Raw genomic sequence first — 19546 nt, forward strand, 5'->3', positions numbered from 1 at the left:
GCGTGGGTTATCCCACCTCGCACGGACTTGTCGGCCTTCTACAATGCACGGACCTCAATCGATCAACGAGACGTCATGGCCTTCGAAAATTTCACGCCTTTTCGCGTCGCCGCGGGCGATGTCGATATTTTCGGAGTGAAGGGCGGCGCCGGGCCGCCTCTGTTGCTGCTGCATGGCCATCCGCAATCGCATCTGATCTGGGAACGCTGCGCCGCGCCGCTCGCGCAGCACTTCACGGTGATCGCAACCGATCTGCGCGGCTATGGCGCGTCGGGCAAACCACCGAGCGATGCGACGCACACGCCGTATTCGAAACGCGCGATGGCCGCCGACCATGTCGCGGTGATGCGCCACTTCGGCTTCGAGCGCTTCCTCGTCTGCGCGCACGATCGCGGCGCGCGCGTCGCGCACCGGATGGCGCTCGATCACGCCGAGGCGGTCGAGCGTCTGATGCTGCTCGATATCGCCCCGACGCTCGCGATGTACGAAGCCACCGACCGCACGTTCGCGACGCACTACTTCCACTGGTTCTTCCTGATCCAGCCCGAGCCGCTGCCCGAAACGTTGATCGGCGCGAATCCGGCCGCCTATGTCGACGCGGTGATGGGCGGACGTCACGCGGGCCTCGCGCCGTTCGACCCCGCCGCGCTCGACGCGTATCGGGCAGCGCTCGCGCAACCGGGCGCGGTGCACGCGATGTGCGAGGACTATCGCGCGTCGGCGAGCATCGATCTCGAGCATGATCGCGCGGATATCGAGCGCGGCAACAAGATCGGCTGTCCGCTGCGCGTGCTGTGGGGCGACAAGGGCGTGGTCGAAAAATGCTTCGATGCGCTCGACGAATGGCGGCATGTCGCGCGCGACGTGAGCGGCCGCGCGCTATCGTGCGGGCACTATCTGCCCGAGGAAGCGCCGGATGAACTGGTCGCCGAGATGCTGTCGTTTTTCGAGGCCGTCGAAAAATAAGCGCCGGGCCGTTTCGCGCGGCCTTCGTTCGACCTTGTCAGCCGAGCGGCGGCAGACGTCGCGCGACCGGCGTCGACTTGACGATCGCGGTGCTGGTCTCCGCGCGCTCGGTCACTTTGGACAGGATCTCGTCGAGCTGCTCGATCGAATGCAGGTACAGGCGGCAGATGAAACAGTCGTCGCCGGTTACCTTGTCGCATTCGACGAACTCCGGAATGCGCCGGATCACTTCTTCGACCAGATGCAACTGGCCGGGCAGCGGCTTCACGCGCACGATCGCCTGCAGCGTGAAGCCGAGCGCGCGCGGATCGATTTGCACGGTGAAGCGCTCGATCACGCCCTGCGCTTCGAGCCGCCGCACGCGCTCGGCCGTGCTGGGTGCCGATAAGCCGACGACGCGCGCGAGTTCGCTGACCGGCTGGCGCGCGTCCTGCGCGAGCGCGGCGAGCAGTGCGCGGTCGGTGTCGTCAAGTGCGACCGGTGCGATCGATGCAAGGCGTTTGCTCATAATGGCCTTCGTTTATGAGGTGAAAAAGCGGTAACGCTTAAGTTTAGCCATGTATTCGCGCAGGTGGATTAATTACACTGCCAGTTATGCAGTCATCAATCCGGGATCGAATCATGGCTTCAAACAAGGCTTCAGCGACGAGCTCGAGCAGTTCGTCGAGCGACATCCGCCGCGGCGCGGCCGAGATGAGCATTGCGATGCTGATGTCGGGCACGATCGGTTGGCTCGTCGTGTCGTCGCAGCAAAGCCCTTTTAACGTGGTGTTTTTCCGCTGCATTTTCGGCGGCGCGACGCTCGCGCTCGTGTGCGCGGTGCTCGGCCTGTTTCGCCGCGAGCTGTTTTCGTGGAAGATGCTCGGCCTCGCGTTACTCGGCGGCGCGGCGATCGTCGTAAACTGGGTGCTGCTGTTCGCCGCGTATTCACGCGCGTCGATTTCAATGGCGACGGCCGTCTACAACACGCAGCCGTTCATGCTGGTCGGGCTCGGTGCGCTGGTGTTTCGCGAGCGTATCAGCGCGTCGACGATTGCGTGGCTCGTGGTCGCGTTCGTCGGGCTCGTGTTCGTCGTGAAGGTCGAGCCGGCCGTGCTCGCGGTGCCGGGGCAATATCTGGTCGGCGTCGCCTATGCGGTCGGCGCGGCGGCGATGTACGCGGTATCGTCGATCATCACGAAGCGGCTGAAGGGCACGCCGCCGCATCTGCTCGCGCTGATCCAGGTGTCGCTCGGCGTGCTGTTGCTAGCGCCGTTCGTGCGCTTCGACGCATTGCCGGCAAGCGGGGGGCAGTGGCTCGAACTGGTCGTGCTCGGCGTCGTCCATACCGGTCTCATGTACGTGCTGCTGTATGGCGCGATTCAGAAGCTGCCAACGTCGATGACGGGCGCGTTGTCGTTCATCTATCCGGTGGTCGCGATCATCGTCGACCGGATTGCGTTCGGACAGACACTCGCATGGATTCAGGTGCTCGGTGCCGCGCTGATTCTGCTGGCGGCGGCGGGCGTGAATCTCGGCTGGCGGATCGTGCCGCAGAAAAAGCGCCTGTCGTCCACGTGATACGGATATTGCCAGGGATTCCGGAATAAAGCGCTCACATTCGAACGCCTAACGCGGCTTGATGACAGAAGATGTATGCATTTGTAAAACGCGGTGTCAATTTTCTGTAGGGAAATCACCGATGCGTTGCGAATATTCGCGCGCGTATCATTGATGGTGACGCTGATCACGTCCACACAGATGTTCCGCCGCTCGCCTCGTCGAGCGGCTTTCTTTTTGTCGGTACGGTTTTGGTTCCGGTGCGCTTTTCGACCGCACCGGCTGCACGGGTCAATCACACGTTCAACGCCGCGCAAGAATGCGCGTGCCGTCCACTTCGAGCGGTCCGTCGTTTGCCGCGAGCTCCCCGATCAGTCCCGTTAGCAACGCTGGCCATTCGCTGCGTGGCTTCAGCATCGACGCGGCGGCGCGCATCACGGACGCGTCGTCGAGCATGCGCAAAAGCGTGTCCACGCTCATCTCGCGAACTTCGAGCAGCTTGAATACGATCAGCACCTTCAGCGCGTTCCTGGCGTTGCGCGCGGGATCGGCACGCAACCAGGCTACGCGCGACATCGCGCGGTCGAGCGCCGGTTCGACATGCGTGAACGGCGCGCCGTGGCCTGGGATGACCACGCGCACGTCGAGTGTCGCGATCATGTCGAGCACGGCTTGCTGCTCGGCAAAGCCGCTTTCGCCTTCGAGTTCGGGAAAGATCACGCCGAAACCGTTTTCCCATAGCGCGTCCGCGCTGATCAGCAAGCGTTCGTCCGCGCAATAAAGCATCAGCGAATGCGGATCGTGGCCCGGTGCGCCGAGCACCTGCCAGTCGAGTGCGCCGAGCCGCAAGCGCGCGCCGGGTGCGAGCGTGCCGGTAAAGCCGAAGCGCTCGCAGGTTTGACCGGTCGCGCGAAAGCTGAGGCGCGTTTCGTCCCAGTCGCGTACCGCATCGGCTTCGGATGACGGGATCAGCGTGCGACACGGCCATGTGGCCTGCAACAGCGTGTTGCCGCCGCAGTGATCCGAATGCAGATGCGTGTTGACGATCAGATCGAGCGGCCGCGTGTGCAACGCATTGCGCACCAGCGCGACCGTCTGCGAAGCGTGCGTCGCATAGCCGGTATCGACGAGCGCTGCGCAGGCTTCATCGACGAGCAGCACATTGTTCGACGACAGCCAGCCGCGCTCGAACACCTGGATCGATGCGGGCAGCGCGATCATGGTGCGGCCGTTTTCGATTGCGCGTGCTCGAGCGCGCCGGGCTTCGGCATCACGAGGATCGTCGAGGTGCCCGTCAGCAGCAGTTCGCCGCGCTGATTGACCACGGTGCCTTCGAGGTAGGTCAGGTCGCCGTTCAGGCTCGGCTTCCAGTGAGCGTCGCGCACACGCCATGTGATCGTCAGCGTGTCGTGCGCCTGCACCGCCTTCTTCAGCTTGATATCGAATTCGAGGCCGAGTGGTTGCGCGTAAGTAGAAAAATGCGTGGCGGGCAGCGCCATGAAATACGCGGTGGGTTGCGTGCCCGACGCGATCAGCCCGCCAAAGCGGCTTTGCGCGGCATACGCTTCATCGTGATGCAGCGGGTTCAGATCGACGACGAGCGTTGCGAACGATTTGATCGACTCCACCGACAACGCGAGCGTCGAACTGAACGTCTCACCGAGCGTGACGACGCGCGGCGCGGCTTTCATTGCTTTTCCTTCTCCGTCGATGCCGTGCGGCCAGCAATGAACTCCGCGTGGCGCGCTTCGATCGCGTCCCATACCGCGCGCTTATCGTCGTCGTCGAACGTCGACCAGCCGGCGATTTCGTCGATCGTGCGTAGGCATCCTTCGCACCAGCCGGTCGACGCATCCATCCTGCACACGTTGATGCACGGCGACGGCACGCAGACGTCGCCGGCTTTTTGTTCGTAAGGCTTACTGCTCGCCATCGTGTTCAGGCCGTCTCGCGCAACGCGACATCGACGACCGGCGCGCCGGTCAGCGCGATCAGCTCCTGCGCGGTCAGATTGAACACTGCGTGCGGATGACCAGCGGCCGCCCACAGGCTCTCCAACTCGAGCAGATCGGCATCGATCAGCGTGACCGGCTCGGTCGCGTGGCCGACCGGGCACACGCCACCGATCGCATAGCCGGTTTTTTCACGCACGAACTTCGCGTCCGCGCGGCCGATCTCGCCGACCTGCGCGGCCACCTTCTTTTCGTCGACGCGATTCGCGCCGCTCGCGATCACGAGCACCGGGGCGTCGTCTTCGCGGCGCCGGAACAGAATCGACTTCGCGATCTGCGCGACCGCGCAGCCAAGTCCAGCGGCCGCTTCGGCGGAAGTCTTGCCGGTTTCCGGCAGCATCACGATTCGCCCCGCGTGACCGCGTTCGCGCAGCAGCAGCGCGACGCGGCGTGCCGAGTCGGGCAGCGCGGCGAGATCGTCGGAGTCGAAGGACGCGAGGTCGTTCATCGTTGGAAATCCTGATTCAAAATGGATGGAGCGTTTATACGCAGGTATTCGCTTCGCTGCGCGCTTTCGCGAGCAGCGCTTTGCCGGCGCGCGACACGTTGGCCCGGCCGATCGCGTTCGAAATGAAGTCGCCAATCTCGACCACCTGGGCGAGGTCGATGCCGGTCTGGATGCCGAGGCCGTTCATCAGGTACAACACGTCTTCGGTCGCGACGTTGCCGGTCGCGCCCTTCGCGTACGGGCAACCGCCGAGCCCCGCGACCGATGCATGAAAAATCTCGATGCCTTCGAGCAGCGCAGCGTAGATGTTCGCAAGCGCCTGGCCGTAGGTGTCGTGGAAGTGTCCCGACAGATGCTCGCGAGGAAACACTTCGGTCACCGCGTCGAACACTTCGCGGGTGCGCTTCGGCGTGCCGACGCCGATCGTGTCGGCGATATCGATCTCGTCGCAGCCGAGCGCCGCGAAGCGCTTGACGACGTCGACGACCGACGCGACCGGCACCTCGCCCTGATACGGGCAGCCGAGCGCGCACGACACGCTGCCGCGAATCCGCAGGCCATGTTGGTTCGCCGCTGCGGCAACCGGCGCGAAGCGCTCGATGCTCTCGGCGATGCTGCAGTTGATGTTCTTCTGCGAGAACGCCTCGCTCGCCGCGCCGAAGATCACGATCTCGTCGGCGCGCGCGGCGAGCGCGCCTTCGAAGCCGCGCAGGTTCGGCGTCAGCACCGAGTAGATGGTGCCGGCGCGGCGCTCGATGCCAGCCATCACATCAGCGCCGTCGGCCATCTGCGGCACCCATTTCGGCGACACGAACGACGCCGCTTCGACGTTGCGAAAACCCGCCGCCGACAGCCGGTTGATCAGTTCGATCTTGGTCGCGGTCGGCACGAATTCCTTCTCGTTCTGCAGCCCGTCGCGCGGGCCCACTTCGACGATTTTCACTTGTTGCGGTAAGGCCATGATGTGTCTCCGATCCGATGCGGTTTTACCGCAGTCCCATCCAGGATGGGTGCTGCCGCATTGCTGTAATTCAGTTCAGCCCGCGCGCCTGCGACGCGCGCGGGCGTGGGAATTCACCTAGTAGCCGCGCTCCACCTGCACTATTCCGCTCACCTGCTCACCGCGCATCATCGCGCCGATCTTGTCCGCGACCTGCGCGACGCTGTCCTCGCGCAATGTCAGCGCCGACGTATGCGGCGTGATCGTGATGCGCGGCTCGCGCCAGAACGGATGATCGGCGGGCAGCGGTTCCTCGCGGAACACGTCGAGCGTCGCGGCGGCGAGCTGGCCGCTCGCGAGCGCGGCGAGCAGATCCGTTTCGACCAGATGCGCGCCGCGCGCGACGTTGATCAGATATGCGCCGCGCGCGAGCTTCGCGAAGACTCGCGCATTCAGCACGCCTTCCGTATCGGGTGTATGCGGCAGCAGATTGACGAGTACCTTCGCGCCGTCGAGGAAGCTATCGAACTGCGCGTCGCCGGCGAACGTCGCGATGCCGTCGATCCGCTTCGCGCTGCGGCTATAGCCGCGCACCGGCAGGCCGAACGACGCGAGCGTTTGCGCGACCTGCGTGCCGAGCACGCCGAGACCGAGCACGCCCACCGTGAATGTTGCGCGCGGATGCGGCTCGAGCACTTTCCAGCGGCGCTCGCCCTGCAGCATCTGGTATTCGTCGAAGCGGCGCAGATAGCGCAGCACCGCATGCGTCACATACTCGGCCATCTGCGCGCCCATGCCGGTATCTTCGAGGCGAATCAGCGGCACTTCGGGCGGCAACGTGCCGGGGTGCGCGCGTTCGAGCGCGAGAATCGCATCGACGCCCGCGCCGAGATTGAAGATCGCGCGCAGCGTCGTGCGGCCGGCCAGCATCTCGCGCGGCGGACGCCAGACCACCGCGAAATCGGCTGGCGCGTTGTCGCCGGGCTGCCATTCGCGCAGCTCGGCCGCGGGCAAAGCGCGCGCGAAGTCGTGCAGCCAGGCGGCGGCTTCGGTGTGCGGGGCGTAGAAGAGTATTTTCATGCGGTACGGATTGCGGCTGCGTCGATCTGCGCATCAGCGGGGCGGACTGGCAGCGCGCCTCGGCGATGGAGCGACGCGAGCGGCATCGGGTCTCCTCCCGTTATGAAATAGGCTTCATTCTACTTTTTCGACACAAATCGCGCGCGTCTGCGCACGGGCGTGCGCTTCGGGATGCGTGTAGTCGCGGGCGTCGAGCCCGCGCGTACCGGCGCATTTCTTCGTTTGCCCCATAACCAAAGCACAAAATCTTGGTTCATCGACGCGCGACCGAGCGGGACAATGATGGCCCGGATTCCCTGCGCTGCGAGGCACGCACATGCTTTCATGCACCCGATCGAGCTGGCCGCCACGGCTCGTCACCGTTCCCGGCCTGCACGGCAGCGAAGGCGCGCATTGGCAAACCTGGCTGGAGCGGCAGTTCGCGCGCTCGTTGCGCGTCGAGCAGGCCAACTGGGACGCGCCCGATCTCGCGCTATGGGCAAAGTCATTGCGCGATCTGCTCGCGCGCGAACGCGGTCCGTTCGTGCTGGCCGCGCACAGCTTCGGCTGCCTTGCGACTGCGCATGCGTTGCAGCAGGGCGCACTCGCCAGCGACGTGGTCGGCGTGCTGTTCGTCGCGCCCGCGAGTCCGCGCAAGTTCGAATTCGCGGGACCGTTCGACGCGCGACGTCTGGGCGTGCCGTCGATCCTGATCGGCAGCGAAACCGATCCGTGGATGACGCTTGCCGACGCGCGCAATCTCGCGCAGCGTTTCGGCAGCGCGTTCGTCAATCTCGGCGATGCGGGGCATATCAACACGGCGGCGGGCTTCGGTCCTTGGCCGCGTGCGAAGTACTTCGTCGATACGCTCGTGCACTGCGCGGCGCCGCTGCGCTTTCGCGAGGAGGCAATCGATACGGTGCAGCATGCGCTCGTGTGAGCACCCCGCCGCGGCGCGCGCCAGGTAAGCAATCCGTTAGAATCCCGCGTCATGCCGCGTATGCGCGGCTACAGGTTTTGATCATCGACAGACGGGGAAACAATGAAGGGCAACACGGGGACATCACGCCGGCTCACAGCGGTCGTGACGGCAGGCATCACACTGGTTGCGCTCGCGTTCGGCGGCGTCACGACAGCGCGCGCGGATACGTCGCTGCTGAACGTGTCGTACGACGTGACGCGCGAGCTGTACAAGGACATCAACGCGGGCTTCATCGCGGACTACAAGCAGAAGAGCGGTGAGACGGTGTCGGTGCGGCAGTCGCACGGCGCGTCGAGCGCGCAGGCACTGTCGGTGCTGCAGGGGTTGCAGGCCGACGTGGTGACGATGAATCAACCGAACGACATCGACCTGCTCGCCGAAAAAGGCCACCTGGTCCCTGCCAACTGGCGCGCGCGTCTGCCGGACGATAGCGCGCCCTACACGACGACGATGGTGTTCCTCGTGCGCAAGGGCAACCCGAAGCACATCAAGGACTGGGACGACCTCGCGAAGCCCGGCGTCCAGGCGGTGATCGCGAATCCGAAGACCTCGGGCAACGGACGTTATACGTATCTCGCCGCGTGGGGTTATCGCAAGCAGCAGGGCGGCACCGACGCGCAGGCGCTCGACTTCGTGAAGGCGATCTTCCGCAACGTGCCGGTGCTCGATACCGGCGGCCGAGGAGCGACGACGACGTTCACGCAGCGCGGTATCGGCGATGTGCTCGTCACGTTCGAAAACGAAGTATCGCTGATCGATACGGGTGTCGGCGCGGGCAGCTATGAAGCGGTGTATCCGTCGCTGAGTTTGCTCGCGGCGCCGCCGGTGTCGATCGTCGATAAGGTCGTCGACAAGCGTGGCACGCGCAAGCAAGCGCAGGCATACCTCGACTATCTGTGGTCGCCGGCCGCGCAGGAGATCATCGCGCAGCATCATCTGCGTCCGCGCGACAAGAACGTCTTCGCGAAGCACGCGGCCGAGTTCAAGCCGATCAAGACGTTCACGGTCGAGCAGATGTTCGGCAGTTGGCAGAAGGCGCAGGACACGCACTTCTCCGACGGGGGGACGTTCGATCAGATAATTGTCGATCGGAAGTGAGCTTAGGGTTTAGCGTAAAAAGTAAAAGGCTGCCTCGCAAAACGAGGCAGCCTTTTTCATTCCCGCACGCTTGGCGCATGCGAGTTACCGATGCAGCGACTCCGCGACTCAATTCGCCGCGCCGTGATCCCCATGCCCATGCGCACATCCTCGCTCGCACTCACTCTGCTCAACTGGCATTTGCAGCGCAGCCTCAGCGCGAATGCCCAGACGCGCGAGCAGCTTGCGGTCCGCTTCCGCCTGCGGGTTGCTCGTGGTCAGCAACTGATCGCCGTAAAAGATCGAATTCGCGCCCGCGAGGAAGCACATCGCCTGCAACGCCTCGTCCATCTGTTCGCGGCCGGCCGATAGACGCACCATCGCGCGCGGCATCGTGATGCGCGCAACCGCGATCGTGCGCACGAATTCGAACGGGTCGATCGGTTCGGTGCCGGTCAGCGGCGTGCCTTGCACCTGCACCAGATTGTTGATCGGCACCGATTCCGGATACGGCTCCATGTTTGCGAGCTGCGCGATCAGCCCCGCGCGTTCGCGGCGCGATTCGCCCATGCCGACGATGCCGCCGCAGCACACGTTGATCCCCGCGTCGCGCACGCGTTCGAGCGTGTCGAGCCGATCCTGATAGGTGCGCGTCGAAATGATCTGGCCGTAGAACTCCGGCGACGTATCGAGGTTGTGGTTGTAGTAGTCGAGGCCCGCATCACGCAGCGCTTGTGCCTGGTGCGTTTCGAGCATGCCGAGCGTCACGCAGGTTTCGAGGCCCATCGCCTTCACGCCGCGGATCATGTCCTTGATCGGCTCGAGGTGGCGGTCCTTCGGATTGCGCCACGCGGCGCCCATGCAGAAGCGCGTCGCGCCGTTGTCCTTTGCGAGTTTCGCCGCGGCGAGCACTTCGTCGACCGGCATCAGCTTGTCGGCCGCGAGACCGGTGTCGTGATGCACCGATTGCGGACAGTACGCGCAATCCTCTTCGCAGCCGCCGGTCTTGATCGACAGCAGCGTCGACAGTTGCACGGCGTTCGCGTCGAAATGTTCGCGATGCGTTTGCTGCGCGCGAAACAGCAGGTCGTTGAACGGCAATTCGTACAACGCGACGATATCCGCGACGCGCCAGCGCGCGAGCGGCTTCGCTTCAGTAGCGGCGGCAGTCGGATTGCCGTTGGCGGCGCTCGTGTCGGCGTTGCCCGCTGCGATGTTCAGTTGTGTCATGTGATCGATCCTCGTGTACGGATGAAATGGGGTTCGGCGCTGCTGGGCAGCGCTATGTCGCGCGCAATTGGCGCAGCGTTTGCAGAAGCCGTCGAATATCGAGCTGTTCGGCCGCAAGTTCCGGCGACAGCGGGCTGATATGCGGCACGATACCGAGCAGCGGCGCGTCATACGCTTGCGCGAGATGCGTGCGAATCGACGCGATGTTTTCGTCGGGGAAGCTCATATCCGGGTCGATGCGATTCGCGACCCAGCCCGCGAGCGTGAGACCGCGCGCGGCGATTGCTTCGGCGCTCAGCAGCGCATGGCTGATGCAGCCGAGCCGCATGCCGACCACCAGCACTACCGGCAGCCCCAGCGCGACGGCGAGATCGGCGGTGTCCTGCGTCGCGGTCAACGGCACGCGAAAGCCGCCGACACCTTCGACCACGACGACCTCGGCGAGCTTCAGCGCTTCGCGATGGCACGCGACGATGTGATCGACATCGAACGAGACGTTTTCCAGCGCCGCAGCGATGTGCGGCGCAGCCGGTTCCTTCAGCAGATACGGCGTGCGCATCGCGGGCGGCAGCAGCACGCTCGACGCGGCATCGAGTTGATCCGCATCTTCGTTGTGCAGCACGCCGTTCACTTCGAACGCGCCCGCCGCGATCGGCTTCATCGCGGCCGCTTGCAGACCTTCGCGCACGAAGCCGCGCAATAGCGCCGACGACACGAAGGTCTTGCCGATTTCCGTGTCGGTGCCGGTGACGAACAGCGACAGTGCGCCGCCATCGTTATTCGGGTTGCTCATGCGGCGCGCGCGCCGACTTGTTGCAGCGCGGCTTCGAGCCGGTCGAGATCCGCGTGCGAGTGCGCGGCCGACAGCGAGATGCGCAGGCGCGACGTGCCGGTCGGCACGGTCGGCGGACGGATCGCGGGCACCCACAGCCCTGCGCGATCGAGCGACGCGGCGATCTCGAGCGTCGCATCGTTCGCGCCGATGATCAGCGGTTGAACGGCCGTATGCGAATCGACGGGCAGCCACGGCGTCGCCTTCAGCATCGCGCGCGTGCGTTCGATCAGTTGCTGCAGATGCGCGCGGCGCGCATCGCCTTCATCGCCGCCGATGATGCGCAGGCTCGCCGACACCGCATGCGCGGCCGCCGGCACCGACGCGGTCGTGAAGATATACGGACGCGCGCGCTGCACGAGCCATTCGATCACGGTCGCGTGCGCGACCACGAAGGCGCCGGAAACGCCCGCCGCCTTGCCGAGCGTGCCGATCGAGATCAGATGCGGCGAGCGCAGCGCGGCTTGCGCGATCGCGCCGCGGCCTTGCGGACCGAGCACGCCGAAGCCGTGCGCGTCGTCGACGATCAGCCAGGCGCCATGCCGCTCCGCGAGTTCGAGCAAACGCGGCAGCGGCGCGATGTCGCCGTCCATGCTGAACACCGTGTCGGAAACGATCACCTTGACGTCCGCCTCCGACGCTTCGAGCATCGCGCTCAACGCATCCATGTCGCAGTGCGGATAGATCTGCACATCGGCGCGCGACAGCCGCGCACCGTCGATCAGCGATGCATGATTGAGCGCATCGGAGAATAGCGTCGTGCCGCGGCCCGCGAGCGCGGTCAGCGTCGCGAGATTCGCCATATAGCCGGTGCTGAAATACAACGCGCGGGCATCGTCGACGAAGCTGCCCGCGAATGCCGCGAGATCGTCCTCCAACTGCGCATGCGCGCGCGAATGACCGCCGAGCAGATGCGAGCCGCCGCTGCCCGCGCCGTACAGCCGCGCGCCTTCGGCGATCGCCTCGATCAACTGCGGATGCGCGGCGAGGCCCAGGTAGTCGTTGCTCGCGAAGCCGATCATTTCACGGCCGTCGACCGTCAGGTGCGCGGCGCAGGGTGTGTCCGCGGTGCGGCGGCGACGGCGCAGGCCGCGCGCGTCGATTTCCTTCAGGCCTTCGGCGAGTGTGTCGAGCAGATGCATCAGCGGGCCTCCGCGAGCGTGGCGTCGAAGGTGTCGCGTGTGCGCGCGGCGAGCAGCGCGAGTTCTTCGTCGTCGAGAATGTACGGTGGCATCAGGTACACGGTGGTGCCGATCGGGCGCAACAATAGCTCGCGTTGGAGCGCGTTTTCGAAGAAGCGGCGCGAGAACGTTTTGGCTCGCTGGGGATCGTCGATCGCCGCATCGAACGCGAAGATCGTGCCGCGCTGACGCAGATTGCGCACCTGCGCGCGCTCGGCGAGCGGCGCGAGCGCGGCCTCGAGCTTTGCCGATTTGCGGGCGTTGGTGGCGAGCACGTCGTCGCTCGCGAACAGATCGAGCGTTGCGAGCGCGGCGCGGCACGCGAGCGGATTGCCGGTGTACGAGTGCGAATGCAGGAAGCCGCGTGCGGTGTCGTCGTGATAGAAGGCTGCGAAGATCTCGTCGCGCGACAGCACGATCGACAGCGGCAGATAGCCGCCGCTGATGCCTTTCGACAGACACAGGAAGTCGGGCCACACGCCTGCCTGCTCGCATGCGAAGAACGTGCCGGTGCGGCCGCAGCCGACCGCGATTTCGTCGGCGATCAGATGCACGCCGTACTGGTCGCACAGCGCGCGCAATCCGGCGACGTACGACGCGTCGTGCATCGCCATGCCGGCCGCGCACTGCACGAGCGGCTCGACGATCAGCGCGGCGATGCGGTTCGCGCGCGCCTCGAACAGCGCGCGCACGTTGTGGAGCGCGCGGCGCGCGACGTCGGCGGCGGTCTCGCCCGCTTGCGCGAGCCGTGCATCGGGCGACGCGACGACGTGCGCGTGACGAATCAGCGGATCGTACGCGTCCTTGAATAGCGCGACGTCGGTCACGCCGAGCGCGCCGATCGTCTCGCCGTGGTAGCTGTTGGCAACGCAGACGAATTCCTGCTTGTCCGCGTAGCCCCGGTTGCGCCAGCTATGAAAGCTCATCTTCAGCGCGATCTCGACCGCCGACGCGCCATCCGACGCGAAGAACGCGTGGCCGAGCGTGTTGCCGGTCAACGTGTGCAGACGTTCGGCGAGCTCGACGGCGGGTTCATGCGTGCAGCCGGCGAGCATCGCGTGTTCGAGCGTATCGAGCTGCTCTTTCAGCGCCGCGTTGATGCGCGGGTTCGCGTGACCGAACAGATTGACCCACCACGAACTGATCGCGTCGAGATAGCGATGACCCGCGCGATCGTATAGCCATGCGCCTTGACCGCGCGCGACGGGGATCAGCGGCAGACGTTCGTGATGCTTCATCTGCGTGCACGGATGCCATACCGCGCGAAGGCTGCGGGCGACCCAGTCTTCAGGGGCGACCCGGGGGGCTGCTGAATTTTCCAAAGAGGTACTCCGAGGTGCTTTTATGCCACGCACGCGCGAGGTCGGTCTCACGCCTTTTTTGAAAGGCCGTTTCCGTTTTTTCCGCAGACCTATTCCGGTCGGAGGAACGAGCCTTGGCGAGCGCGCGGGGTCGAGATTAGCGGTTTATTTCGCCGCGCGCATCAGCTGCGAAACGCGCGTTTTTCGCCGTGGCGTCGAGGTTTGCCGCTGTTCGACGCAGCTCGTTCGACTTCGGCATCAAAGCTCGCTAATCGACGGAGATAGCGACGTCAAAGTAATGGGCTATTACTGGCGAGAATTTGTGGTGAAGAGGTGGTTCGCAGGGCGCGCGGCACGAACGCTCGTTGCGGTCATCGTGCAACGGCGGCCCGAATGCAAAAAGGCCTACTGAATCAGCAGGCCTTCGACACGTCGGAATCGAACTCGAATCCAGATGCTATGCGTACTTCACTCCCGGCTCGCAATCGCTTTCCGGCCATTCGCATCGGCATCACCCGCATCCGCCGTCTGCGAGCCCTGATTGCCCCACACGACCGAGTTATCGACTGCATACAGCCGGCACGGATCGGAGCTCTGCTTCTGGCAATTCGCCACCGCCACCGACATCGGATCGTCGCCGCCCTCGGCCCACGACCACGCGCCCGAATCCGACACCGCGAATGCGCGGCTCGGATACTGGTGCAGGAAGTTGCGATAGCCATTGCGACCTTCGTTGTCGAGGAACGGCACCGCGTCGACGGCGTCGAGCGCGGCGAAGCCGGTTGCCTGCGGCGCGGCCGGATCGGCGACGTGATACTGCACGGCCGTCGGCATGCCGGCGCGCGCGAGGAACGCTTCGACGGCCGGCCACCAGACGCGCACGCCGTCGCGGTCACCGACCAGCCGATGCGCGTCGTTCTTGTACTTGCCGAAGTCGACCATCTTCACGCTCGCGCCATGCGCGCCATACGCGGCGTACATGCCGGCGACGAGCGGCGCGTTCCACACCGAATCGTTATCGCCATAGAGCCACAGCGACGGTACCGTGGTCTTCTCGCCGTATGCGCCGAATGCGCGCGTCAGATTGCCTTGCCAGTCCTCGCAGGAGTCCTGGCGCAGGCCGCCCGAGAAATTGATCAGCGCGCGCACGCCGGGCGCCGCTTCGGTGCCGTACGCAATCGTCGCGAGACCGCCATGCGAGGTGCCGGCCACCACAATGTGCGTCGCGTCGACATAAGGCTGCTTCGACATGTAATCGATCGTCGCGGCGACGTCGCCGGCCTGGCCGAGGCCATTGCGTTGGACGTCGCAGCCGTCCTGCTCGTACACGCCGTCCGAGTGGCCGAAGCCCTGGCGGTTTGGCGCGACGACCACGTAGCCGCGGCGCACGAATTCGCGCGCGAACGGCAGCGGGTCGCTGCGTTCCTGGGTGCGCGGATCGCCCGGAATCTTGCCGTGGTTGAACACGATCATCGGGAACGGGCCGCGGCCGTCCGGCTTGTAGATCGTGGTTTCGAGCGTGACAGTGCCGGCGGCGTCGACCGGCACGCGGATGATCTTTTCGTTCAGGTGAGCGGTGGGCAGATAGACGTCGTCGTCGAGCGCGAGGCGCGGCACGCGGGCGCGCGACAGCGGTCCCTGGGTGTCGCTGGTCGGTGTCGCGTTGTGTGCCGAAGGCGAAGAGTAAGCGAGCGGATCGGCGTGCGCAATCGTGACCGCACACGTGGCCGCGGCGCAGACCGCCGCACACTTCGTCAGAACCTTGCTCAACACCATTGACGCACCTGCTTGAAAGACCTGTCCTGAACTCCGTGCTGTCCGGTGGCCAAAAACGCTGCTGACGTTCAGCTTTCGTTCGCGTTTTCGACACAAACAGACTCACTAGCGTGCGTAGTGCGCAAAGCGCACGCACGCAAATCGAGATCGCACGGGATGAACCCAACGGCCGACGCGACCCCACGCGCCGAGGATGAGCGTCACTCGATGCTGCCGGAGCCCGCGCGGCGCGCTTACTATCAGCGGCCAGTCAGGCTTCCTTTGCATGTTGCGGAACTGGTGTGACCCGCTCTCGCAATGTGACGTCATGAAACTACGGACTCATCCTGGCACGACAATTTTGTTTTGTGCAATCAAGGAGAACCCGCGACGAAAAAATTGCTGCGTCTGCGAATAAGGCCTCAAAGCCTTGCCAGGCAAGGGCCGGGGACATGTGGCGGGAAGCGGCGACTAAAGGTCGTGTAAGTGCTGTGGCGCGAGGCCAACGAAGGAGCCTGCGCGCGTGGAACGAAAAAAAGCCCGATCCGAGGGCTTTTATGAATTTTGTCGAGAGCGAGAGGCAGGCATGAGAAAGCCTCGACGCGTAATGCAGCGATCACTTAATCCGCGCCTGCTACTCATTGACGTCTCCGTCTACATAACGCCAGCGACCATCATCGCCACGCAGGAAGCGGCTCAATTCATGCAGCCGATGCGCACGTCCCCCCACTTTGTAGCGGGCGATGAATTCGACGGTCGCGTGATCGGCATCGCTTTCGGCGAACGCTTTGATCTGCAGTCCGAGCCAACGAGGCGCGTCGGGTGCGGTGGGATCGACGTCGAGATCGGCGGGGCAGGTGCGGGGGTCCCACGTCGCGCGCAGGTAGTCGGTTGCGCCCAGCACGTACGCGCTATAGCGCGAGCGCATCAGTTCGAGCGCGCGCGGCGCCGCTTCGCCGCCGTCGATATAGCGGCCGCAGCATTGTGCGAAACGCGGGGCCTTGGTCGCGGCGCCTCCGCGTGCGGCGGGCACGGCGCCGCCGCATGGACAGTCGACAGGTCTTTGCGGTGACAACAATGGCTTATTCATTGAAATTTCAGTTGAGCGCGCGAGCGATCAGGATCTTCTGGATATCGCTCGTGCCTTCGTAGATCTGGCACACGCGCACGTCACGGTAAATCCGCTCGACCGGGAAGTCGCTCAGATAACCGTAGCCGCCGTGAATCTGCAACGCGGCCGAGCAGATGCGCTCGGCTGCTTCGGAAGCGAACAGTTTTGCCATCGCGGCTTCGGTCAGGCACGGTCGGCCCGCGTCTTTCAGCGACGCAGCGTGCCAGATCAATTGACGCGCGGCTTCGAGTTGCGTGGCCATGTCGGCCAGACGGAACTGCACCGCCTGGTGCGAGAACAGCGGCGCGCCGAAGCTCTCGCGTTCTTTTGCGTAAGTCAGCGCCGCTTCGAACGCGGCGCGCGCCATGCCGACGCTTTGCGCAGCGATGCCGATGCGCCCGCCTTCGAGCCCTGACAACGCGATCCGGTAGCCTTCGCCTTCCGCGCCAATCCGGTTCGCGGCCGGCACACGGCAGTCCTCGAACACGATCTGCGCGGTGTCTGACGAATGCTGACCGAGCTTGTCTTCGACACGCGCGACTACGTAGCCCGGCGTGCTGGTGGGCACGATGAACGCGCTGATGCCGCGTTTGCCGGCGGTCCTATCGGTGACGGCCATTACGATCGCGACGTCGCCGTTCTTGCCGCTCGTAATGAACTGCTTGACGCCGTTCATCACGTACGCGTCGCCATCGCGCGTCGCGGTAGTGCGCAGCGCCGACGCATCCGAGCCCGCTTGCGGCTCGGTCAGGCAGAACGCGCCGAGCATCTCGCCGCGCGCGAGGGGCGTGAGCCAGTCGCGCTTCTGCGCGTCGTTGCCATAGGTGAGCAGGATGCTGCACACGGGGCAGTTGTTCACCGAGATCGCGGTCGACGTGCCGCCGTCACCGGCCGCGATTTCTTCGAGGATCAGCGCGAGCGCGAGCGCGTCCATGCCGGCGCCGCCATACGCGTCGGGTACCAGCACGCCATAGGCGCCGAGTTCGGCGAGCTGCCGGTGCACGTCGCGCGGAAAGGTGCGCTCGCGATCCCATTGCGCCGCGTACGGCGTGATCGCTTCGCGCACGAAGGTGCGCAGCGCGTCGCGCACCATCAGGTGATCCTGGTCAAGCACCATGAGTGTGTCTCCGATCCGATGCAACCTGGTTGTCTACCAGTCGAGCTGCGTACCGTCGTGCTGAACGAAGCGGCCGTGGAACGCGTCGCGCGATGCCGCCGCCTGCGCCAGCACCTCGCGCATGCCCGCGACGCTGCGCGCCGGATCGAGCGCGGCCTGCGCGCCACCCATGTCGGTGCGCACCCAGCCGGGATGCAGCGACACGCAGGTCGCGCGTTGCGCGTCGAGCGACGCGAGCTTCAGCACGGCGTTCAGCGCCGCCTTGCTGGTGCGATACAGCCAGCCCGTCGTGCCACTCGCATCGGCGATGCTGCCCATGCGGCTCGAAATCACCGCGAGCACGCCGTCCGTTTCCTCGACGAGCGGCAGCAGGATCGGCAGCAGCTGCATCGGGCCGCGCACGTTCGTATGCATCACGTGATCGAAGTCCTCGGCGGTGATCGTCTCGATCCCTTCGGTGCGCGGACCGTACACGCCCGACACCACGATCGCGACGTCGAGCCGTTCGCCGTCGAGCTTCCAGCCGAGCGCCGCGATCTCTTCGGGCGCGGTGACGTCGAGCATGAAGGTTTCGGCACCGAGCTCGTTGAGTGCGTCGAGCGCGGCGCCGTCCCGCGCGGTCGCAAGCACGCGCCAGCCGCTCTTTTTGTACTGCCGCACGAATTCCTGGCCGATGCCACGCGACGCACCGACGATCAACACTGTTTTCATCGTATTCCTCGAAGTTTGGTCAACGCTTCAGATCAGTTCGATACCCATCGCGGTCGCCTCGCCGCCGCCGATGCACAGCGACGCGACGCCGCGCTTCAGACCGCGATTCTTCAGCGCGCCGATGAGCGTAACCAGAATGCGCGCGCCCGAGGCGCCGATCGGATGGCCCAACGCGCATGCTCCGCCGTTCACGTTGACCTTGTTGTGCGGCAAATCGTGCTCTTTCATCGCGGCCATCGTGACGACCGCGAACGCTTCGTTGATCTCGTACAGATCGACGTCGCCGGCGCGCCAGCCGTTCTTCTCGAACAGCTCGCGGATCGCGCCGACCGGCGCGGTCGTGAACTTCGCGGGCTCCTGCGCGAACGTCGAATGACCGACGACGCGCGCGAGCGGTGTCACGCCGAGCCGCTTCGCAGTCGACTCGCGCATCATCACGAGCGCGGCCGCGCCGTCCGAAATCGACGACGAGTTCGCCGCCGTCACGGTGCCGGTCTTGCTGAACGCGGGCTTCAGCGTGGGGATCTTGTCGAGGTTGGCCTTGAACGGCTGCTCGTCGCGCGCGATCGTGACGTCGCCCTTGCGAGCCGCCACCGTAACCGGCGCGATTTCCCAGTCGAACGAGCCGTCCTCGTTCGCGCGTTTCGCGCGGTTCAGCGACTCGACCGCGAAGGCGTCCTGCGCCTCGCGCGTGAAGTCGAACGACGCCGCGCATTCCTCGGCGAACGTGCCCATCAGACGGCCTTTGTCGTACGCGTCTTCAAGGCCGTCGTAGAACATGTGGTCGAGCACCTGACCGTGGCCCATGCGCATGCCGCCGCGCGCTTTCGGCAACAGATACGGCGCGTTCGTCATGCTTTCCATGCCGCCCGCGACGATCACGTCGAGCGAGCCCGCGGCCAGCATGTCGTGCGCGAACATCGCCGCGCGCATGCCGGAGCCGCACATCTTGTTGACCGTCGTGCAGCCTGTGGCGAGCGGCAGACCCGCGCCGAGCGCGGCCTGGCGCGCGGGCGCCTGGCCGAGGCCGGCGGGCAGCACGCAGCCCATCACCGCTTCGTCGATCTGCTCGGGCTTCAGACCCGCGCGCTCGACGGCCGCCTTGATCGCGACCGCGCCGAGTTGTGGCGCGCTCAGCGACGCGAAGTCGCCCTGAAAGCCGGCCATCGGCGTGCGCGCCGCGCTGACGATCACGATCGGATCGGCATGGATACCACTTTGAAATGCGTCACTCATGTTTGAGCTCCTTGGTCATAGCTTGGATGGCTACCGCCGCGCGCGGCCT

Annotated in this window: 20 protein-coding genes; 4 read left to right on the plus strand and 16 right to left on the minus strand. The window is 65.2% G+C overall.

Features of this window, described 5'->3' with window-relative positions:
* Positions 1-75: 75 nt before the first annotated feature.
* Positions 76-966, plus strand: coding sequence for an alpha/beta fold hydrolase (locus tag AB3X95_RS22390; protein WP_184226102.1), 891 nt, complete (start codon positions 76-78; stop codon positions 964-966).
* Between the two features lie 37 nt (positions 967-1003).
* Here the strand turns inward: AB3X95_RS22390 and AB3X95_RS22395 are convergent, their stop codons facing one another.
* On the minus strand, positions 1004-1474 hold the full coding sequence (locus AB3X95_RS22395) for an Lrp/AsnC family transcriptional regulator (protein WP_129960278.1): 471 nt from the start codon (positions 1472-1474) through the stop codon (positions 1004-1006).
* Positions 1475-1587: 113 nt separating this feature from the next.
* Here AB3X95_RS22395 and AB3X95_RS22400 point away from each other — a divergent pair, with 113 nt between their 5' ends.
* Complete coding sequence (locus AB3X95_RS22400) at positions 1588-2526, plus strand: DMT family transporter (protein WP_176122285.1); 939 nt, start codon at positions 1588-1590, stop codon at positions 2524-2526.
* A gap of 282 nt (positions 2527-2808) precedes the next feature.
* On the opposite strand, the gene AB3X95_RS22405 is transcribed toward AB3X95_RS22400, so the two are convergent.
* The 6 genes from AB3X95_RS22405 to AB3X95_RS22430 all read right to left on the minus strand — a co-directional run bounded on the left by AB3X95_RS22405 (position 2809) and on the right by AB3X95_RS22430 (position 6985).
* Positions 2809-3726 carry an MBL fold metallo-hydrolase gene (locus tag AB3X95_RS22405; RefSeq protein ID WP_368622583.1) on the minus strand — a complete coding sequence of 306 codons (918 nt, stop codon included), beginning with the start codon at positions 3724-3726 and terminating at the stop codon, positions 2809-2811.
* Positions 3723-4196: a MaoC family dehydratase gene (locus tag AB3X95_RS22410; RefSeq protein ID WP_368622584.1), complete on the minus strand. Its 474-nt coding sequence runs from the start codon at positions 4194-4196 to the stop codon at positions 3723-3725. The genes AB3X95_RS22405 and AB3X95_RS22410 overlap by 4 nt, the downstream gene beginning before the upstream one ends.
* Positions 4193-4438: a DUF1289 domain-containing protein gene (locus tag AB3X95_RS22415; RefSeq protein WP_368622585.1), complete on the minus strand. Its 246-nt coding sequence runs from the start codon at positions 4436-4438 to the stop codon at positions 4193-4195. The genes AB3X95_RS22410 and AB3X95_RS22415 overlap by 4 nt, the downstream gene beginning before the upstream one ends.
* Positions 4439-4443: 5 nt before the next feature.
* Positions 4444-4965, minus strand: coding sequence for a YbaK/EbsC family protein (locus tag AB3X95_RS22420; protein ID WP_176109725.1), 522 nt, complete (start codon positions 4963-4965; stop codon positions 4444-4446).
* 34 nt (positions 4966-4999) lie between these two features.
* A complete protein-coding gene (locus AB3X95_RS22425) occupies positions 5000-5926 on the minus strand; it encodes a hydroxymethylglutaryl-CoA lyase (protein WP_368622586.1) in 927 nt (308 codons plus the stop codon).
* A 117-nt stretch (positions 5927-6043) separates the two neighbouring features.
* Entirely contained in the window at positions 6044-6985 is a 942-nt protein-coding gene (locus AB3X95_RS22430; protein ID WP_368622587.1) for a 2-hydroxyacid dehydrogenase, read from the minus strand.
* A 316-nt stretch (positions 6986-7301) separates the two neighbouring features.
* Here AB3X95_RS22430 and AB3X95_RS22435 point away from each other — a divergent pair, with 316 nt between their 5' ends.
* Both AB3X95_RS22435 and AB3X95_RS22440 read left to right on the plus strand, forming a co-directional pair.
* Positions 7302-7904: an alpha/beta hydrolase gene (locus tag AB3X95_RS22435; protein ID WP_176368312.1), complete on the plus strand. Its 603-nt coding sequence runs from the start codon at positions 7302-7304 to the stop codon at positions 7902-7904.
* A 102-nt stretch (positions 7905-8006) separates the two neighbouring features.
* Positions 8007-9044, plus strand: coding sequence for a sulfate ABC transporter substrate-binding protein (locus tag AB3X95_RS22440; protein ID WP_176368313.1), 1038 nt, complete (start codon positions 8007-8009; stop codon positions 9042-9044).
* 108 nt (positions 9045-9152) lie between these two features.
* Here AB3X95_RS22440 and bioB read toward each other — a convergent pair whose 3' ends face one another.
* The 9 genes from bioB to AB3X95_RS22485 form a co-directional block, all read right to left on the minus strand.
* On the minus strand, positions 9153-10253 hold the full coding sequence (gene bioB, locus AB3X95_RS22445) for a biotin synthase BioB (RefSeq protein ID WP_176122276.1): 1101 nt from the start codon (positions 10251-10253) through the stop codon (positions 9153-9155).
* Positions 10254-10305: 52 nt separating this feature from the next.
* Positions 10306-11046: a dethiobiotin synthase gene (bioD, locus tag AB3X95_RS22450; RefSeq protein ID WP_176368314.1), complete on the minus strand. Its 741-nt coding sequence runs from the start codon at positions 11044-11046 to the stop codon at positions 10306-10308.
* A complete protein-coding gene (bioF, locus tag AB3X95_RS22455) occupies positions 11043-12227 on the minus strand; it encodes an 8-amino-7-oxononanoate synthase (RefSeq protein WP_368622588.1) in 1185 nt (394 codons plus the stop codon). Before bioF ends, bioD begins: the two co-directional genes overlap by 4 nt.
* Positions 12227-13588, minus strand: coding sequence for an adenosylmethionine--8-amino-7-oxononanoate transaminase (gene bioA, locus AB3X95_RS22460; RefSeq protein WP_368622589.1), 1362 nt, complete (start codon positions 13586-13588; stop codon positions 12227-12229). The genes bioF and bioA overlap by 1 nt, the downstream gene beginning before the upstream one ends.
* A gap of 447 nt (positions 13589-14035) precedes the next feature.
* Positions 14036-15343, minus strand: a complete 1308-nt coding sequence (locus tag AB3X95_RS22465; RefSeq protein WP_368622590.1) for a dienelactone hydrolase family protein — start codon at positions 15341-15343, stop codon at positions 14036-14038.
* Positions 15344-15956: 613 nt separating this feature from the next.
* Positions 15957-16412 carry a YchJ family protein gene (locus AB3X95_RS22470; RefSeq protein WP_368622591.1) on the minus strand — a complete coding sequence of 152 codons (456 nt, stop codon included), beginning with the start codon at positions 16410-16412 and terminating at the stop codon, positions 15957-15959.
* Between the two features lie 7 nt (positions 16413-16419).
* Positions 16420-17550 carry an acyl-CoA dehydrogenase family protein gene (locus AB3X95_RS22475; RefSeq protein WP_368622592.1) on the minus strand — a complete coding sequence of 377 codons (1131 nt, stop codon included), beginning with the start codon at positions 17548-17550 and terminating at the stop codon, positions 16420-16422.
* A gap of 33 nt (positions 17551-17583) precedes the next feature.
* Entirely contained in the window at positions 17584-18261 is a 678-nt protein-coding gene (locus tag AB3X95_RS22480; RefSeq protein ID WP_176109713.1) for an SDR family oxidoreductase, read from the minus strand.
* Positions 18262-18288: 27 nt separating this feature from the next.
* Entirely contained in the window at positions 18289-19497 is a 1209-nt protein-coding gene (locus AB3X95_RS22485) for an acetyl-CoA C-acetyltransferase (protein WP_368622593.1), read from the minus strand.
* Positions 19498-19546: the final 49 nt, after the last annotated feature.

This window comes from Paraburkholderia sp. BR13444, assembly GCF_040948755.1.
Taxonomy (GTDB): Bacteria; Pseudomonadota; Gammaproteobacteria; order Burkholderiales; family Burkholderiaceae; genus Paraburkholderia; species Paraburkholderia youngii.

What these genes read in the sequence shown, in the direction of transcription:
- AB3X95_RS22390 (WP_184226102.1), top strand. Translation starts at nt 76, where the DNA reads ATGGCCTTCGAAAATTTCACGCCTTTTCGCGTCGCCGCGGGCGATGTC.
- AB3X95_RS22395 (WP_129960278.1), bottom strand. Translation starts at nt 1,474, where the DNA reads ATGAGCAAACGCCTTGCATCGATCGCACCGGTCGCACTTGACGACACC.
- AB3X95_RS22400 (WP_176122285.1), top strand. Translation starts at nt 1,588, where the DNA reads ATGGCTTCAAACAAGGCTTCAGCGACGAGCTCGAGCAGTTCGTCGAGC.
- AB3X95_RS22405 (WP_368622583.1), bottom strand. Translation starts at nt 3,726, where the DNA reads ATGATCGCGCTGCCCGCATCGATCCAGGTGTTCGAGCGCGGCTGGCTG.
- AB3X95_RS22410 (WP_368622584.1), bottom strand. Translation starts at nt 4,196, where the DNA reads ATGAAAGCCGCGCCGCGCGTCGTCACGCTCGGTGAGACGTTCAGTTCG.
- AB3X95_RS22415 (WP_368622585.1), bottom strand. Translation starts at nt 4,438, where the DNA reads ATGGCGAGCAGTAAGCCTTACGAACAAAAAGCCGGCGACGTCTGCGTG.
- AB3X95_RS22420 (WP_176109725.1), bottom strand. Translation starts at nt 4,965, where the DNA reads ATGAACGACCTCGCGTCCTTCGACTCCGACGATCTCGCCGCGCTGCCC.
- AB3X95_RS22425 (WP_368622586.1), bottom strand. Translation starts at nt 5,926, where the DNA reads ATGGCCTTACCGCAACAAGTGAAAATCGTCGAAGTGGGCCCGCGCGAC.
- AB3X95_RS22430 (WP_368622587.1), bottom strand. Translation starts at nt 6,985, where the DNA reads ATGAAAATACTCTTCTACGCCCCGCACACCGAAGCCGCCGCCTGGCTG.
- AB3X95_RS22435 (WP_176368312.1), top strand. Translation starts at nt 7,302, where the DNA reads ATGCTTTCATGCACCCGATCGAGCTGGCCGCCACGGCTCGTCACCGTT.
- AB3X95_RS22440 (WP_176368313.1), top strand. Translation starts at nt 8,007, where the DNA reads ATGAAGGGCAACACGGGGACATCACGCCGGCTCACAGCGGTCGTGACG.
- bioB (WP_176122276.1), bottom strand. Translation starts at nt 10,253, where the DNA reads ATGACACAACTGAACATCGCAGCGGGCAACGCCGACACGAGCGCCGCC.
- bioD (WP_176368314.1), bottom strand. Translation starts at nt 11,046, where the DNA reads ATGAGCAACCCGAATAACGATGGCGGCGCACTGTCGCTGTTCGTCACC.
- bioF (WP_368622588.1), bottom strand. Translation starts at nt 12,227, where the DNA reads ATGCATCTGCTCGACACACTCGCCGAAGGCCTGAAGGAAATCGACGCG.
- AB3X95_RS22465 (WP_368622590.1), bottom strand. Translation starts at nt 15,343, where the DNA reads ATGGTGTTGAGCAAGGTTCTGACGAAGTGTGCGGCGGTCTGCGCCGCG.
- AB3X95_RS22470 (WP_368622591.1), bottom strand. Translation starts at nt 16,412, where the DNA reads ATGAATAAGCCATTGTTGTCACCGCAAAGACCTGTCGACTGTCCATGC.
- AB3X95_RS22475 (WP_368622592.1), bottom strand. Translation starts at nt 17,550, where the DNA reads ATGGTGCTTGACCAGGATCACCTGATGGTGCGCGACGCGCTGCGCACC.
- AB3X95_RS22480 (WP_176109713.1), bottom strand. Translation starts at nt 18,261, where the DNA reads ATGAAAACAGTGTTGATCGTCGGTGCGTCGCGTGGCATCGGCCAGGAA.
- AB3X95_RS22485 (WP_368622593.1), bottom strand. Translation starts at nt 19,497, where the DNA reads ATGAGTGACGCATTTCAAAGTGGTATCCATGCCGATCCGATCGTGATC.